The following is a 15,808-nucleotide window of genomic DNA, read 5'->3' as shown; positions in this document are numbered from 1 at the left end:
GCGCAGGCGGACTGGTCACACGCGCAGGCGGGTCGGTCGGGTGCGCGGGCGGGTCGGTCGGGCGCGCAGGCTGACCGGTTAGGCGCGCAGGCGGACCGGTCATACGCGCGGGCGGGCCGGTCGGGTGCGCGGGCGGGCTGGTCAGGCGCGCAGGCGGAGGCCGCGCGGGGTCGGGTGGAAGCCCGCCGACTCCAGCGCGGCGGCCAGCGGCGAGTCGGCGATCGCCGCGCCGTCGGCGCGTTCGACGGTCAGCTTCCCGAGGGCGCCCTCCCGGACGGCGAGGGCGAGCGCGTCCACGGCCGGTTGCAGGACCTCGGGGTCATCGTCCCAGGTCAGCAGCGTCCGGCCGCCGCGTTCGACATAGAGGATGAGGCGGCCCTCGGTGAGCACCACCAGCGCGCCCGCCTTGCGGCCCGGCTTGTGGCCGCTGGCGACCTCGTCGTCGCGGTCGGGCCAGGGCAGGGCCGCGCCGTACGGGTTGGCGGGATCGGCCGCGGCCAGCACGAGGGCGCGGTCGCCGGGTTTGCGGGGCGTCTCCCAGAGCGCGGAGATGTCGTCGGGGGCGGGGGCCGCCGCCGGACGGAGCGCGCGGAGCCGGTCGACGGCGCCCGGCAGCGCGAACTGCGCGGCCCCCAGGCCCTCGACGAAATAGCCGCGCCGGCACCGGCCCGTCTCCTCGAACGCGCGCAGGACCGGGTAGACGGCGGAGAACCCGCCGGGGGTCCGTTCGGCGGCGACCGCGCCGCGGATGACGATGCCGTAGCGCTCCAGCAGCGCCTCGGCGAGGGCGTGCGAACGCAGGGTCGCGGTGGTCTCCCGTCCGGGGAGCGGCCACCAGCGTCCGCCGACCGTGGGAGGACCCGTCCGGGACGGCAGCACGGGACGGCCGCGGCGCGTCGTCCTGGAACGGTGCGTGGGACGGCCGGAACCCAGCGCGGCGCGCAGCGGAGCCATCGTGTCGTTGGTGAGATGCCCGGCCCAGACGAGATCCCAGACGGCGGTGACGAGGTCGGCGTCATTGGCGGTGACGTGCTGGTTGACCCGGTCGGACAGCGTCCGGAAGAACAGTGCGCCGCCCTCGCCGAGGGCGTCCAGGACGGCCTGGTGCGCCGGCGTGAGCGTGATCTCCGCGGGTTCCGGCATGAGGAGCGGCGCGGTGTCGGCCAGATAGAGCGCCACCCAGCCGTCCCCGCCCGGCAGCCCGCCCTGGCCAGCCCACACGACCTCGCCCGCGGACGTCAGCTCGTCCAGCATGGCCGGGGAGTAGCCGGGCACCCGCGACGGCAGGATCAGCGACTCCAGCGCCGACGCGGGCACCGCCGCGCCCTGAAGCTGCTCGACCGCCTGGGCGAGCGCATCGATTCCGCGCAACCGGGACCCGCCCGAGATGCCGTGCCAGACCGGCAGGAAACGTCCGAGCGACTCCGGCGGGGACGGCTCGACCTCGGCGCGGAGCCGGGCCAGGGACCGGCGGCGGAGCGTCCGCAGCACACCGGTGTCGCACCATTCGCTCGTCAGCGGGCCGGACACGGCCTCGACGGGCAGGAACTCGCCCTCGACGACCCGTCCCGCGCCCGCGAGCCGCCGCAGCGTCTCGACGACCACGGCGACGCCCAGCCCGAAGCGCGCGGCCGCCTCGCCCGCCCGGAACGGCCCGTGCGTGCGCGCGTACCGGGAGATCAGGTCGCCGAGCGGGTCGGCGACCGGTTCGAGGAACGCCTCGGGGACCCCGACGGGCAGCGGCGCGCCGAGGGCGTCGCGGAGGCGTCCCGCGTCCTCGATGGCGGCCCAGCGTTCCTCGGACGCGACCCTGACGCGGATCGCCCGCCGCGTCGCCTCCAGCTCCGCCAGCCACCTCGACACCCGGACGAGCAGGTCGCCGGCGACGGCGCCGGCGGCCGTGGCGAGATCCGGCGGGATCGCACCGGCCGGGTCGCCCTCGGCGTTCCCGGACGTGCCGCCCGCGAGGTTCGGTGTCGCTGCGGCGCCGTCCGGCGCGCCGTCGCCGTCCGGCACGGTCTCGCCGGCGGCGTCCGGCCCGGCGTGCGCTGGAAGGGTTCGTTCGGCCGCCTCCGCCGTGGTGAGGGGGCCGAGGGTGCGCAGCAGGTCGGCGACGCCCTCCAGGTCGCGGGCGCGGCGGTCGGCGGCCAGGCGCTGGAGCTCGCGTTCGGTGTCGGCGACCGCCTCGGGATCGAGGAGTTCGCGGAGGTCGGCCTGCCCGAGCAGCTCCGAGAGGAGCGCCGAGTCGAGGGCGAGCGCCTGGGCGCGGCGTTCGGCGAGGGGCGAGTCCCCCTCGTACATGAACGCGCCGACGTAGTGGAAGAGCAGCGAGCGCGCGTAGGGGGACGGCTCGGGCGTCTCGACCTCGACCATGCGGACCTTGCGTCCCGACAGGTCGCGCATCAGCTGCACCAGGCCCGGAACGTCGAACACGTCCTGCAGGCACTCCCGCATCGTCTCCAGCACGATCGGGAACGACGGGTACTTGCTCGCGACGGCCAGCAGCTGCGCGGCGCGCTGGCGCTGCTGCCACAGCGGCATGCGCTTGTCGGGACGGCGGCGGGGCAGCAGCAGGGAACGCGCGGCGCACTCGCGGAACCGCGCCGCGAACAGCGCCGAGCCGCCGAGTTCGTCCACGACGATGCGCTCGATGTCGTCGGCGTCGAAGACGGCCAGGTCGAGGCTGGGCGGCTCGTCCATGTCGGGGATGCGGATGACGATGCCGTCGTCGGCGTGCATGGCCTGCGCGTCGACGCCGTACCGTTCGCGCAGACGGCCCGCCATGGCCAGCGCCCACGGTGCGTGCACGCGCGCGCCCAGCGGCGAGTGGACGACCATCCGCCAGTCGCCGAGTTCGTCGCGGAACCGCTCGACGACCATCGTGCGGTCGTCGGGGACGTGGCCGGTGGCCTCCCGCTGCTCGCTCACGTACGACACGAGGTTGGCCGACGCCCACTCGTCCAGCCCGGCGGCGGAGACCCGCTCACGCGCGTCGTCGCCGGGGAGCCCGGCCAGCTCGCGGGTGAACGCGCCGAGTGCGCGGCCCAGCTCGGCGGGACGCCCGAGCGTGTCGCCGTGCCAGAACGGCAGCTTGCCGGGCTGGCCGGGAGCGGGCGTGACCAGCACGCGGTCTGGGGTGATGTCCTCGATGCGCCACGAACTGGCGCCGAGGACGAACACGTCGCCGACGCGCGACTCGTACACCATCTCCTCGTCGAGTTCCCCTACGCGCGATGCCTTTTCGCCGACGAGGAAGACGCCGAACAGGCCGCGGTCGGGGATCGTCCCGCCGCTGGTCACCGCGAGGCGCTGCGCTCCGGGACGGTCGCGCAGGACGCCGGTGACGCGGTCCCAGACAAGGCGTGGGCGCAGTTCGCCGAACTCGTCACTGGGGTAGCGCCCGGCGAGCATGTCCAGCGTCGCATCGAGCGCGGAGCGGGGGAGCGTGGCGTAAGGGGCGGCGCCTTTGACGAGTGTCTCCAGGTCGTCGACGGTCCACTCGTCCATGGAGACCATCGCGACGATCTGCTGGGCGAGGACGTCCAGGGGGTTGCGCGGGTAGCGCATCTCCTCGATCTCGCCGCCGCGCATGCGTTCGGCCACCACCGCCGTCTGCACGAGGTCGCCCCGGTACTTGGGGAAGATCACGCCCTTGGACACCGCGCCGACCTGGTGGCCCGCGCGTCCGACGCGCTGGAGCCCGTTGGCCACCGACGGCGGCGACTCCACCTGGACGACGAGATCGACGGCGCCCATGTCGATGCCCAGCTCCAGACTGGACGTCGCCACGACGGCCGGGAGACGCCCCTCCTTCAGAGCGTTCTCGATGCCCGCCCGTTCTTCCTTGGAGACCGAGCCGTGGTGCGCACGGGCGATTTCCAGAGGCGCCCCTCTGGCCGCCCCCGCCTGGGCCATCGTGGCCGCGGGGGAGTGGTCTTCGGGCAGGGGATCGCCGGTGGCGCGTTCGTAGGCGAGTTCGTTCAGCCTTCCGCAGAGCCGTTCGGCCAGCCGCCGTGAATTGGCGAACACGAGCGTCGAACGATGCGCCTGGATGAGGTCGAGCAGGCGGTCCTCCACATGGGGCCAGATGCTGCGCTGGCGTGGATCGGCCGCACCGGAGTCGTCGACGAAACGGCTCACCTCGCCCATGTCCTCCACGGGGACGACGATGTCGAGATCGAAGACCTTGTCGGAGAGCGGCTGGACGACCGCCGCGGGCCTCGTCCCGCCCAGGAACGCCGCCACCTCGTCCGTGGGGCGGACGGTCGCCGACAGGCCGATTCGCTGGGCGGGCCGTTCGAGGAGGGCGTCCAGGCGTTCCAGCGACAGTGCCAGATGCGCTCCGCGTTTGGTGCCCGCCACCGCGTGCACCTCGTCCACGATGACGGTCTCGACCCCGCGCAGCGACTCGCGTGCCCGGGAGGTGAGGATCAGGAACAGCGACTCCGGCGTCGTGATCAGGATGTCCGGCGGCTTGACGGCCAGCCTCCGGCGCTCGTCGGCGGGGGTGTCGCCCGACCGCATCCCGACGCGGATGCCGGGCTCGGGCAGGCCGAGCCGGCGCGCCGCGTGCCGGATGCCGGTCAGCGGGGCGCGCAGGTTGCGCTCGACGTCCACGGCCAGGGCCTTCAGCGGCGAGACGTACAGCACCCGGCAGCGCCGCAGGGCGTCCTCGGGCGCGGGTTCGTTGGCGAGCCGGTCGAGCGACCACAGGAACGCCGCCAGGGTCTTGCCGGAGCCGGTCGGCGCCACGACGAGCGTGCTGTCGCCGCTCGAAATCGACGCCCACGCCCCGGCCTGGGCGGGGGTGGGCGCGGCGAACGCCCCGGAGAACCAGGCGCGGGTCGCCGGGGAGAATCGTTCGAGCACGTCACGGCCCATGGCGCCATAGTGCCTCGCGGGTCCGACAGAACGCGACCGAGTGGCGTGCGTCACCTTGTAAGCAAGCACTTGTACGGGCATGGTCTACGGGTAGGACGTCCGCCGCCAAGAGGGGTCTCGATGCCCTACATTCTGCTCGCCCTCGGGATCCTGTTCGCGCTCGTCGCCTTGAACGCGCACGTTCCCCCGCGCAATGCCATCCTGCTCGCCCCGGGCTTCTTCTGTGCGTGGCTGACGATCGAGATGGCACCGCACGTGCTCGTCACGTGGGGTTTGGTGACCGCACTCGTGGCGGTGCTCGGGGGACTGGACGGCTGGGCCGGCTGGGTCGGGCTCGTCCTGGCGATCCTCGGCATGGCGGGCGTCGCGGCCACCCTCGTCGCCTCGCGCCGTACGGTCGTCACCCTGCGGGACTGTGGCGCACCCCTCGACCTGGACCCGGAAGGCGCGCCCCGCTATCCGCTGGCGCACCTGATCGTCCCGCAGTTGTGCCTGATCCCGCGCAGGGGCGTCCGGGTCGAACGCAACATCGTTTTCCACGAGGAGGGCGGGCTGCGCCTCAAACTGGACGTCTTCCGTCCCGCTGGTGAGCGCTCCAGCGGCGAACTGCGTCCCGGGCTCATGCAGATCCACGGGGGCGCATGGGTGATCGGGGACAAGCGCGAGCAGGGCCTGCCGCTCCTCAACCACATGGCCCTCCAAGAGTGGGTGGGCTTCAACGTCAACTACCGGCTCAGCCCGCGCGCCACCTGGCCCGAGCACCTGATCGACCTGAAGCGCTTCGTCGCCTGGTACAAGGAGCACGCCGAGGAGTACGGCGCCGACCCCGATTTCCTCTGTGTGACGGGTGGCTCGGCGGGCGGGCATCTCACCGCGATGGTCGCGCTGACCGCGAACGTGCCGGAATTCCAGCCCGGTTTCGAGGACGCCGACACCACCGTGCAGGGCGCCGTGCCCTTTTACGGCGTCTACAACTTCTTCGAAGCGGGACCATGGCCGCGTCCCATGGGCGCCACACGCATCCTTGAGCGCATGGTCGTGAAGCAGCCTTTCGCGGAGAACCGGGAGGCGTACGCCAAGGCGTCCCCTGTCACCTACATCGACAAGGACGCGCCGCCCTTCTTCGTCATCCACGGAAGCCGCGACTCACTCATCCCCGTGGCGGAGGCACGCCGATTCGTCGAGCGGCTCCGGGGCGTCTCCGACGCACCCGTCATCTACGCGGAGATGAAGGGCGCCCAGCACGGGTTCGACGTCTTCCCCTCGTACCGGACGGCCCGCGTCATCGAAGGCGTCGAGCGGTACCTGACCGGGCTGCATCGCCAGTACCGCCAGGGCTCCGGCCCGGCCGTTCCCGGCGAGGTCACGGAGTCCTTGGCGACCGGTCCGTCCATGGGGGAAGGCGCCGTCGGATAGCGTGGACGGGTGCGGCTCACAGTCTTCTGGGATCGGATGAACCAGCAGTTCGGCGAAAGCTACGCCCAGAGCGTGGCCAAGGACTACGTCCTCGCCGAACTCAACGGCCGCACCATCGAACAGGCCTTCGCCGACGGCGAACCCGCCAAGAAGGTCTGGAAGGCCGTCGTCGCCACCTTCGACGTCCCGTCGAGGCTCCAGTAGCCAACCCGGCGCCTGCCGGCGCTACAGCGGAATGCGGTGCGGGACGAACGACGACGTGTCGTCGGTGATGAGCCCGGACGTCTCCCTGATGCCGACCCCGGCCGCCCCGTCATGAACGACCCACGCCCCCAGCACCGGGTGCTCGCCGTCGAAGTCGGGAAGCGCGCAGAACTCCTGGAAGACGAAACCCTCCGCGCCGTAGTCGCCCTGGGTGCGCTGCTCACTTCCGTCCGGCGTCACGATGCGCATGCTCGCGCCCTCCCGCCCGAGCAGCGGTTTCTGCACGTAGGACGTGAGGTTCGACGGCGTGTTCAGGTACGTGGGCAGCAGATTGGGATGCCCGGGGAACAACTCCCAGAGCAGGACGAGCAGCGCCTTGTTCGACAGCACCATCTTCCAGATCGGCTCGATCCACGACGTGGGCGTGCCCGGGATGCTGCGCCCGAACGGCTCTGCGACGATCCACTCCCACGGGTAGAGCTTGCAGAGCGTCCGGATCTCCTGCTCGTCCAGGTCGACGAATCGCCCGCGCGCGGGGTCCCAGCCGATGTCCTCCATGGCGATCGCCACGCCCGGCAGGCCCGCCTCCTCGGCGGTCTCCTGCATGTAGGCGATCGTCATGACCTCCTCGCCGGTCTCGTCACCGGTCGTCCAGGCGAAATGGGCCGGCCCGCCGTCCACCGCCGGGACGATCTCCTTCCAGCGGGCGACCAGCCGCTCGTGAATGGAGTTCCATTGGTCGTCCCCAGGATGGGTGTCCTGCAGCCAGTACCACTGGACGACGGAACTCTCGACCAGCGCGGTCGGAGTGTCGGCGTTGTACTCCAGAAGCTTGGCGGGCCCATGCCCGTCGTAGCGCAGGTCGAAGCGGCCGTACAGATGCGGGTCGCCGCGCCGCCACGACTCCTCGATCAGCGGCGCCACCCAGTCGGGAATGGCGAGGGCGTGGTAGCGGCCGGTGGAGACGACGTGCTCCACAACCTCCAGGCACATCCGGTGCAGCTCTTCGACGACCCCTTCGAGGGCCAGCACCTCGTCCATGTCGAAGACGTAGTGGACGGACTCGTCCCAGTAGGGACGGGTCAGGTGCTCGGGGTGCGCGGTCCGGTGGAAGGCCAGGCCATGCGCCTCGACCCTCGCGGCCCAGCTGTCACGCGGAGTCGAACGGATACGGCGCACCGGTCAGCCCCCGCCCCTGCCGCCGCCACCGCCGAACCCGCCCCGGCTCAGCGTGCGCCCGCTACTGGACTTGATCTTTCCTTCGGGCCGGACCCGGCTGCCGCCCGACACGTAGCCGGCGCTGGTCCTGCCGCCGTAGTACCAGAAGTACCGGTCGTACGGCGAGGTGGAACCGTCGATGTCGTCGGTGTCGCATCTGGTGTCGGGGACGACCCTGTAACCGCCCTTCCCCGTCGACGGAGAGTTCCGGTCGACGCATCTCGCGACGGTCGAACTGGATCCGCAGGCGACGAGGGTCAATGACAGGGCGCTCACCATCCCGACCTTCACGGCGCGGGAGCTGAGCCGGCGAGTGGGCTCCTGTGGGGGCAAGAGAACACGTCCTTCCACACGTCGGCCGACCGATGGGGTTGCCTGATGAGACGCAGGAAAAGCCGTTCCGGTTCATGCCCGGCCGGCCGGTCAGTCCGGAACCGGCAGATGCGCGTAGAGGTCCATCGCGTCCACGGACGACGGAAGGTCGCTCACCTGGCCGTCGCCGACCTCCACCACACGCCACACGCCGTCCGTGCGCCGCGCCAGATCGGTCGTGATGAACCTGCAGCCCAATGCGCGCACGGCCGGAGCCACCGCGTCCAGGTCCGGATCGGGATCCGCGCCGGGGCTGTCAGGGTGCGGCCCCACCAGCGCGGGCTCGCCGTCCACCCACCAGACACGCGCCTCGCCGCCGCCGTCGTACTGCTCGAACTCGCGCACGACGAGACCGCCCGCCAGATGGTCGTCCCGCAACGCGACCATCTTCGAGGCGACGTCATGAAGCTGCGAGAGGTTCTTCACGTCGGGGACGAAGCACGCCTCCTCCCACTCGTGCTTGCACGACTTCACATAGTCCTTCACCACGCCGGGCCCACCGCGCAGCGGCCGGACCAGCTCCTTCAGTTCGCTGAGGTCACCGGGATCCTGCCCCTTGCCCAAAGGCCGCCACACACTCGGCGGAGTCAACCCGGCGAACGTGTCGTGCCAGCCCGGCAGCTCATGCGCGCGCCTATAGTCGTCCGGATGCGTGAGCAGCACCGTGCCCCGCCCCTTCAGGACGGCGGAGACGGCGGCGTACTCGTCCCCGGTGAGCATCCAGCCGCGATACCAGACCGGACCCAGATCGGAGGGCACCGCCCGGACCGCGTCGTCCACGTCGCCGCGTTGCAGCGCGTCATGGTCGATCAGGGCGATCTCGCCATAGTGGTCTCGCACCGCCGCGGCCTCACGGGAGAAGTGCGGGTCAACGCGCCGAGGGTGGAGCGGATCGACGCAGAAGAGAACGGTCAGCGTCATGATTGGAACCCTCCGTGGACGGCGCCAGCGTACGGGGTCGAGACCATGGAACGCACGGAGATTCCCACCCGAATCGCCGATCCGGACGATGATCGAACTAATGTTCGGTACGCTGGTGCGGGACACGGCGTCGTCCACAATCGCGCCCGGGTCTCGCAAAGTGTCGGAGGCCCGCCGTAACGTCGCCCTCGACATCGCAGGCAGCGGCCGAGAGCCGACAGTCACGACGAGAAGGACATCTCACATGGCAGCGAACGACCGGGACAAGGCTCTCGAGACCGCACTCGCCCAGATCGAGCGGCAGTTCGGCAAGGGATCGGTCATGCGGATGGGCGAGGAGGCCCGCGCGCCGGTCGAGGTGATCCCCACCGGCGCGATCTCCCTCGACATCGCGCTCGGCATCGGCGGCCTGCCCCGCGGCCGCGTCGTCGAGGTGTACGGCCCCGAGGGCTCCGGCAAGACGTCCATCGCGCTGCACGCGGTGGCCAGCGTCCAGAAGCGGGGCGGCATCGCCGCGTTCGTCGACGCCGAGCACGCCCTCGACCCCGAGTACGCCGGCAACCTCGGCGTCGACATCGACGCCCTGCTGGTCTCCCAGCCCGACACCGGCGAGCAGGCCCTGGAGATCACCGACATGCTGATCCGCTCCGGCGCGATCGACATCATCGTCATCGACTCCGTCGCCGCGCTCGTCCCGCGCGCCGAGATCGAGGGCGAGATGGGTGACAGCCACGTCGGCCTGCAGGCCCGCCTCATGTCGCAGGCGCTGCGCAAGCTCACCGGCGCGATCAACCAGACCAGGACCACCGTCATCTTCATCAACCAGCTCCGCGAGAAGGTCGGCGTGATGTTCGGCTCGCCGGAGACCACCACCGGCGGGAAGGCGCTGAAGTTCTACGCCTCCGTCCGCCTGGACGTCCGCCGCATCGAGACCCTCAAGGACGGCACCGAGGCCGTCGGCAACCGCGTCCGCGTCAAGGTCGTCAAGAACAAGATGGCCCCGCCGTTCCGCGTCGCCGACTTCGACCTCCTCTACGGCCTGGGCATCAGCCGCGAGGGCGGCCTGATCGACCTCGGCGTGGAGCACGGCTTCGTCCGCAAGTCCGGCGCCTGGTACACCTGCGACGGCGACCAGCTCGGCCAGGGCAAGGAGAACGCCCGCAACTTCCTCAAGGCCAACCCCGACATGGCCGACGGCATCGAGAAGAAGATCAAGGAGAAGCTCGGCATCGGCCCGAAGGTCGACAAGGAGGCCGAGCCCCTCGCCGCCCCGGGCGCCCCGGACGCCGCGCCCGCCCCCCTGGAGGCGGCCCCCAAGCCCGCCGGGAGGAAGACCGCCAAGGCCAAGGCGGGTGAATCCTGACGGAGAATCCCCGGATAAGGGTGACTCTTGACGGCGAGTGAGCGATGATCTCGTATGCAGGGCGGCGGCGCCTTACCCCGCACCGCACGATCGGTGCGCGGACCTTCCCCGATGGCGCCGCCGCTCCCACGGAGCGGCCCGGCGCGCCATGAAGCGAACGCCATCGGCTGAGCCCGGCGACGGCCCTCTCCCAGAACCCGAAGCAGCGGATGCACGCGGCGGGATCGCGTCGAACCCCGAGGGGGCCGCCCGCGAGATCTGCCTGCGCATGCTGTCCACGTCACCACGGACCCGCGCCCAACTCGCGGACGCCCTGCGGCGCAAGAACATCCCCGACGACGTGGCCGAACGGGTCCTCGGCCGCTTCACCGACGTGGGCCTCATCGACGACGAGGCGTTCGCGCAGGCATGGGTCCAGTCCCGCCACACCGGCCGCGGCCTCGCCAAACGCGCCCTCGCCCAGGAACTCCGCCGCCGCGGCGTCGCGAACGAGACGGTCAACGACGCCGTCGACTCCCTGGACCCCGCCCAGGAGGAGGAAACCGCCCGCGCCCTCGTCACCCGCAAGCTCAAGGCAACCAGAGGCGCCGACCCCGCAAAACGCATGCGCCGCCTCGTAGGCATGCTCGCCCGCAAGGGCTACCCGGCCGGCCTCGCCTACCGAGTGGTCAAGGAAGCCCTGGCCGAAGAAGGCACCGACCCAGAAACCCTCCCCGAAACCCCCGACCCCATCGACTGACCCCCCGCAAACAACCCCGGGCACGCGAACACCCGATGCCAAACCCTCACCCAGACCTCGGGCTCCGCGAACTAAGCCCGCCGCCAGCCAGGCCCCCTGCACCAGGTGCCATGCGCAACCAGCCGAGCGCGCCCGCCCCAGCCGTCGCCTCAAGCTCCGGACCTCGGGTGTCGCGGTCGTGTGGTGAGGCACGCGGCCAGGGAAAAGGTTCCGGCGTCCGGTGACTGACTGCGTGACTGGGCGTGCGGGTTCGCCACACTCGTCACCGCGCTGCGCACTGGACCTCGGGTTGCCCGGTCGCGTGGTGAGGAGGTATGTGGCCAGGCGGTTGACCGTGTTCGGTGCCATACATGACTGGGCGAGCGCGCCTGCCCCAGCCGTCGCCTCAGCCGGCAACGACCCAAAGCGTCGCGATCGCGTCCGAAGGCAGGTCTCGAGCGGAGCGAGAAACCTGATCGCGCAGCGAGCCCCCAGGGCGAGCCGGAGCGATGCAGCGATCGCACCGCAGTGCCCGCCGAAGGGAGGGCCTCCAGGGCCCGACCGCCAAGGGCACTGCAGTAGGCACAGCGATCGCACCGCAGTTCCCGCCGAAGGGAGGGCCTCCAAGGCCTGACGCCAAGGGGACTGCAAACAAACACTGCTTGCTCATTACCTCTGTGCCGCTTACCGTTACGGCAGTGAGGAGTTACTCCGCGTCTCGCGGATTGCCATACGACCGAGCACGTTCCAGCAGCTGAGAGGCATACAGGACACGTTCGTCGACCGGATTCGGCCGAGTCACCGGGTGCGCGCCGTGCGCTGCCCGGCGATGTTGTGCATCCGGCCGTCCGATGGGCGCGAGTAAATCCTCGCTAGGCAGGGTCCCGATTCCGGGCGGGCCCGCGGCGAGGAAGGATCTACCTCATGGAGAGCGTCCTGCTGGGTGCAGCGCTGCTGGTGACCCTGGTCGCTCTCATCATCGTCGTCCTGTGGCGTCCGGGCATGCCCGGCAAGGCGGCGGCGGAGATGGCCCGGGCGCAGAGCGAGGCCGACGAGATCCGGTCGAAGGCGAAGCGGGACGCCGGGGAGGTTCTGGAGAAGGCCGAGCGGGAGGCGCAGCGGCTCGCGGCGGCGGCGCGTGCGGAGGTCGAGGACGAGGGCCGGGCGCTCCGTGACGATCTGCGGACCGTCCGGGAGGATCTGGAGCGCCGGGAGGCGCGCCTCGCGGAACGGGAGCAGCGGCTGGACGGTGAGCTGCGGCGCCTGGCGGAGTGGCAGGGGAGGCTCGCCGAGACCGGGAAGGCTCTGGACGCCCGCAAGGAGGAGCTCGACGGCGTCGCCGAGGAGCGCCGGAAGGTGCTGGAGCAGGTGGCGGCGCTCACGGCGGAGCAGGCCAAAAGCGAGCTGGTCGCGGCGATCGAGAACCAGGCCAAGCGGGAGGCCATCCCGATCACGCGGGAGATCGAGAACGCCGCGCGGGCGGAGGGCGACAAGCGCGCCCGCAAGATCGTGACGCTGGCGATCCAGCGGGTCGCGAGCGAGCAGACGGCGGAGTCGGTCGTGTCGGTGCTGCATCTGCCGAGCGATGAGATGAAGGGCCGCATCATCGGGCGTGAGGGCCGCAACATCCGGGCGTTCGAGACGACGACGGGCGTCAACCTGATCATCGATGACACGCCGGAGGCGGTGCTGCTGAGCTGTTTCGACCCGGTGCGCCGGGAGGTGGGGCGGCTGACGCTGGAGAAGCTGGTCCTGGACGGGCGGATCCACCCGCAGCGGATCGAGGAGATCTACGAGCGCAGCAAGAGCGACGTGGAGCAGCTGTGCGTCCGGGCCGGTGAGGACGCGCTGGTGGACGTCGGCATCGCCGACATGCACCCGGAGCTCATCGCGCTGCTCGGGCAGTTGCGGTACCGCACGTCGTACGGGCAGAACGTGCTGAAGCATCTGATCGAGTCGGCGCACATCGCGGGGATCATGGCGAGTGAGCTGCGGCTGCCGGTGGAGGTCGCGAAGCGGTGCACGCTGCTGCACGACATCGGCAAGGCGCTGACCCACGAGGTGGAGGGCAGCCATGCCCTGATCGGCGCGGAGATCGCGCGCCGGTACGGCGAGCACGAGGACGTCGTGCACGCGATCGAGGCGCATCACAACGAGGTGGAGGTCCGGACGGTCGAGGCGGTGCTGACGCAGGCGGCCGACGCCGTCAGCGGCAGCCGGCCGGGGGCGCGCCGGGAGTCGCTGGAGGCGTACGTCAAACGGCTGGAGCGGCTCGAGGAGATCGCCCGCGACAGGCACGAGGGTGTGGAGAAGGTCTTCGCGATGCAGGCGGGGCGGGAGATCCGGGTGATGGTCAAGCCCGACTCCGTCGACGACATCCAGGCGCAGGTCATCGCGCGCGACATCGCCAAGCAGGTCGAGGACGAGCTGACGTATCCGGGGCAGATCCGCGTCACCGTCGTCCGGGAGTCCCGGGCGATCGAGTTCGCCCGCTGAGCGGCCCGTCCGCCGGCGCGGGGACGGACGGGCGGGGTGTTTCAGCCGACCGTGAGGTTGATGGGTTCGACGCCGCGGGGCTCGAAGCCGAGTGTCTGGCCGTAGAACGCCAGCTCGGCCTCCAGGCAGCGGATGACGGTGTCGGCCCGGCGGAAGCCGTGCGACTCGCCCTCGAACGTGAGGTGGGCGTACGGCATCTTCTTTCCGGCGAGGGCCAGCGCGAAGCGTTCGGACTGGTCGGGCGGCACGACCGGGTCGTTCAGCCCTTGCAGCAGCAGTACGGGGCACGCGGTCTTGTCGGCGCTGCCTAGCGGCGACCGCTCCTCGTAGGCGCGTTCGAACCCGGGCAGGGGGCCGATCAGGCTGAACAGGTAGTGGGACTCGAAGTCGTGGGTGGCCTCGGCGAAGCTCTGCAGGTCGCTGATCCCGTAGTAGGACGTGGCGGCCTTGAAGACGTCGGTCCGGGTGATCGCGGCGAGCGTCGTCCAGCCGCCGGCGGAGCCGCCGCGGATCGCGAGCCGGGCCGGGTCGGCGATCCCGCCGTCGACGAGGGCCTGCGCGGCGGCGACGGCGTCCTCGACGTCCACGATGCCCCACTGGCGGCGCAGCCGTTCGCGGTAGGCGCGGCCGTAGCCGGTCGATCCGCCGTAGTTGACGTCGACGACGCCGATGCCGCGGCTGGTGAAGAACGCCCGTTCCAGGTCGAGCACCGTGGAGGCGCGTCCCGTCGGCCCGCCGTGCACGAACACGACGTACGGCGGGAGTTCGCCCTCCGGCGCGGCGGCCTCGGGGTTGGCGGGCGGGAAGACGTAGGCGTGGACGGGGCGTCCGAACGGCCCTTCCAGGCGTTCGGCGCGCGGCTTGGACAGGAAGGCGACGTCGGGCAGTTCGGCCAGTTCGCGGCGGAGCCCCTCGACGCGGCCGGTCACGGTGTCGACCCGCACGACCGACGTCGGCAGGTCGGGGCCGCCGGCGATGCCGACGATCGTCGTGCCGTCGGTGGACAGCTGCGTCTGCCAGTGCCCGTACGGGACCTCCAGGTCGACGAGGTCGAGCGTCTCGGGGTCGTAGACGCCGAGGCGCATGTCGCCCTCGCCGTGCAGGACGGCGAGGCGCCCGTCGCCGAGCAGCGCGTACGGCATGCCGCCGAGCTGCCACAGCGGACCGGCGAACTCCTCTTCGGCCGGGTAGAGCGCCTGCGGCGACTCGCCGTGCAGCCCGACCTGGTAGATGTTCCACCAGCCCGGCCAGTCGGAGACGACGTACAGGGACTCGTCGTCGCGCCACACCGGTGCCAGCGCCGACTCGTTGAGCCCGCCCTTGACGGTGCGGGGGGCGACGGTGGTGCCGTTCTCGATCACCGCTGCGCGGATCTCGGTGCCGTCCCACGGCATGCGGGGGTGGTTCCACTGCACCCACGCCAGGTGCCCGCCGCTGGGGGAGGGGGCCGGGGAGGCGTAGAAGTCGGCGCCGGTGACGAGTTCGCGGATCGCGCCGGCGTCGTCGGCGGCGCTGCCGTCGAGGGGGACGGCGACGATGGCGCGCCTGATGCCGGCGGCGGCCGGCTCGTCGGCCGCGGGCGCGGGGGCCTGCGGGTCGTCGGTGACCTCGGCCTGGGGTGCGGCGATGTGGCCTTCGCACACGCACCAGATCTCGGTGCCGTCGGGGGACACGACGTAGTCGGCGTAGCGCAGCCCCGCGGGGACGGCGGGCTCGGGGGTCAGCGGGTACGGCTTCGGGTCGCCCTCGTCGAGCCGGTGGAGCCGCTGGTCGTCGTAGTTGGAGAAGACGATCGACAGGCCGGCGGCGGTGCGGATCGGCAGGTAGGACCGTCCGCCGTATTCGTGGACGCGGGTGCGGGCGTCCCACGGCGCCTGCAGCAGTTCGGTGCGGTGACCGCCCTTGAGATGGATGACCGTGGTCCGCCCGCCCTCCTCGGGCCGGGTCTCCTGCCACCACACGTCGTTGCCCGCGACGGTGGGGAAGCTGAGGCGCAGCCGGGCGCGGGCGACGTCGGCCGCGGAGATGGGTGAGGGCCATGAGCCAAAGGGGAGGGTCGCACGAGCGGTCATACCAGGAATCGTCCCGCATACGGGGACGTGTTGGGGTGATGACGGGCCGTTTGAACTCGGAAAGATACAAGCGATCCACCAGGCAACTCGCGGGTAACACCGGTGATCAGCGGCTCGCACGCTCCGAATCGGACCTCGGGGCCCGTA

General features: G+C 71.4%; 10 protein-coding genes. 5 read left to right on the top strand and 5 right to left on the bottom strand.

Annotated elements, in window-relative coordinates; genetic code table 11:
- Positions 1-141 precede the first annotated feature (141 nt).
- Positions 142-4,881, bottom strand: a complete 4,740-nt coding sequence (locus AB0C35_RS04900) for a DEAD/DEAH box helicase (RefSeq protein WP_358450654.1) — start codon at positions 4,879-4,881, stop codon at positions 142-144.
- A gap of 120 nt (positions 4,882-5,001) precedes the next feature.
- Here AB0C35_RS04900 and AB0C35_RS04895 point away from each other — a divergent pair, with 120 nt between their 5' ends.
- Both AB0C35_RS04895 and AB0C35_RS04890 read left to right on the top strand, forming a co-directional pair.
- A complete protein-coding gene (locus AB0C35_RS04895; protein ID WP_358450651.1) occupies positions 5,002-6,297 on the top strand; it encodes an alpha/beta hydrolase in 1,296 nt (431 codons plus the stop codon).
- A gap of 9 nt (positions 6,298-6,306) precedes the next feature.
- Complete coding sequence (locus tag AB0C35_RS04890; protein WP_358450648.1) at positions 6,307-6,501, top strand: DUF3046 domain-containing protein; 195 nt, start codon at positions 6,307-6,309, stop codon at positions 6,499-6,501.
- 21 nt (positions 6,502-6,522) lie between these two features.
- On the opposite strand, the gene AB0C35_RS04885 is transcribed toward AB0C35_RS04890, so the two are convergent.
- From AB0C35_RS04885 to AB0C35_RS04875, 3 genes are all read right to left on the bottom strand, one after another.
- Positions 6,523-7,680 (bottom strand): glutathionylspermidine synthase family protein, encoded by a 1,158-nt coding sequence (locus tag AB0C35_RS04885; protein WP_358450645.1) that lies wholly within the window; start codon positions 7,678-7,680, stop codon positions 6,523-6,525.
- A 3-nt stretch (positions 7,681-7,683) separates the two neighbouring features.
- On the bottom strand, positions 7,684-8,052 hold the full coding sequence (locus AB0C35_RS04880; RefSeq protein ID WP_358450642.1) for a hypothetical protein: 369 nt from the start codon (positions 8,050-8,052) through the stop codon (positions 7,684-7,686).
- A gap of 90 nt (positions 8,053-8,142) precedes the next feature.
- Complete coding sequence (locus tag AB0C35_RS04875; RefSeq protein WP_358450639.1) at positions 8,143-9,012, bottom strand: ATP-grasp domain-containing protein; 870 nt, start codon at positions 9,010-9,012, stop codon at positions 8,143-8,145.
- A 244-nt stretch (positions 9,013-9,256) separates the two neighbouring features.
- Here AB0C35_RS04875 and recA point away from each other — a divergent pair, with 244 nt between their 5' ends.
- The 3 genes from recA to rny all read left to right on the top strand — a co-directional run bounded on the left by recA (position 9,257) and on the right by rny (position 13,589).
- Positions 9,257-10,375 (top strand): recombinase RecA, encoded by a 1,119-nt coding sequence (recA, locus tag AB0C35_RS04870; protein WP_358450636.1) that lies wholly within the window; start codon positions 9,257-9,259, stop codon positions 10,373-10,375.
- Positions 10,376-10,412: 37 nt separating this feature from the next.
- Positions 10,413-11,114, top strand: coding sequence for a recombination regulator RecX (gene recX / locus AB0C35_RS04865; RefSeq protein ID WP_358450633.1), 702 nt, complete (start codon positions 10,413-10,415; stop codon positions 11,112-11,114).
- 903 nt (positions 11,115-12,017) lie between these two features.
- On the top strand, positions 12,018-13,589 hold the full coding sequence (gene rny, locus AB0C35_RS04860) for a ribonuclease Y (protein ID WP_358450630.1): 1,572 nt from the start codon (positions 12,018-12,020) through the stop codon (positions 13,587-13,589).
- A gap of 41 nt (positions 13,590-13,630) precedes the next feature.
- Here rny and AB0C35_RS04855 read toward each other — a convergent pair whose 3' ends face one another.
- Positions 13,631-15,661, bottom strand: coding sequence for a prolyl oligopeptidase family serine peptidase (locus AB0C35_RS04855; protein WP_358450628.1), 2,031 nt, complete (start codon positions 15,659-15,661; stop codon positions 13,631-13,633).
- Positions 15,662-15,808: the final 147 nt, after the last annotated feature.

It is taken from the genome of Spirillospora sp. NPDC048819 (assembly GCF_040650055.1).
Classification (GTDB): domain Bacteria; phylum Actinomycetota; class Actinomycetes; order Streptosporangiales; family Streptosporangiaceae; genus Spirillospora.
Note: the sequence above shows the minus strand (reverse complement) of the source record. Positions and strands in the feature narration are given on the sequence as shown.

What these genes read in the sequence shown, in the direction of transcription:
- AB0C35_RS04900 (WP_358450654.1), bottom strand. Translation starts at nt 4,881, where the DNA reads ATGGGCCGTGACGTGCTCGAACGATTCTCCCCGGCGACCCGCGCCTGG.
- AB0C35_RS04895 (WP_358450651.1), top strand. Translation starts at nt 5,002, where the DNA reads ATGCCCTACATTCTGCTCGCCCTCGGGATCCTGTTCGCGCTCGTCGCC.
- AB0C35_RS04875 (WP_358450639.1), bottom strand. Translation starts at nt 9,012, where the DNA reads ATGACGCTGACCGTTCTCTTCTGCGTCGATCCGCTCCACCCTCGGCGC.
- recA (WP_358450636.1), top strand. Translation starts at nt 9,257, where the DNA reads ATGGCAGCGAACGACCGGGACAAGGCTCTCGAGACCGCACTCGCCCAG.
- rny (WP_358450630.1), top strand. Translation starts at nt 12,018, where the DNA reads ATGGAGAGCGTCCTGCTGGGTGCAGCGCTGCTGGTGACCCTGGTCGCT.
- AB0C35_RS04855 (WP_358450628.1), bottom strand. Translation starts at nt 15,661, where the DNA reads ATGACCGCTCGTGCGACCCTCCCCTTTGGCTCATGGCCCTCACCCATC.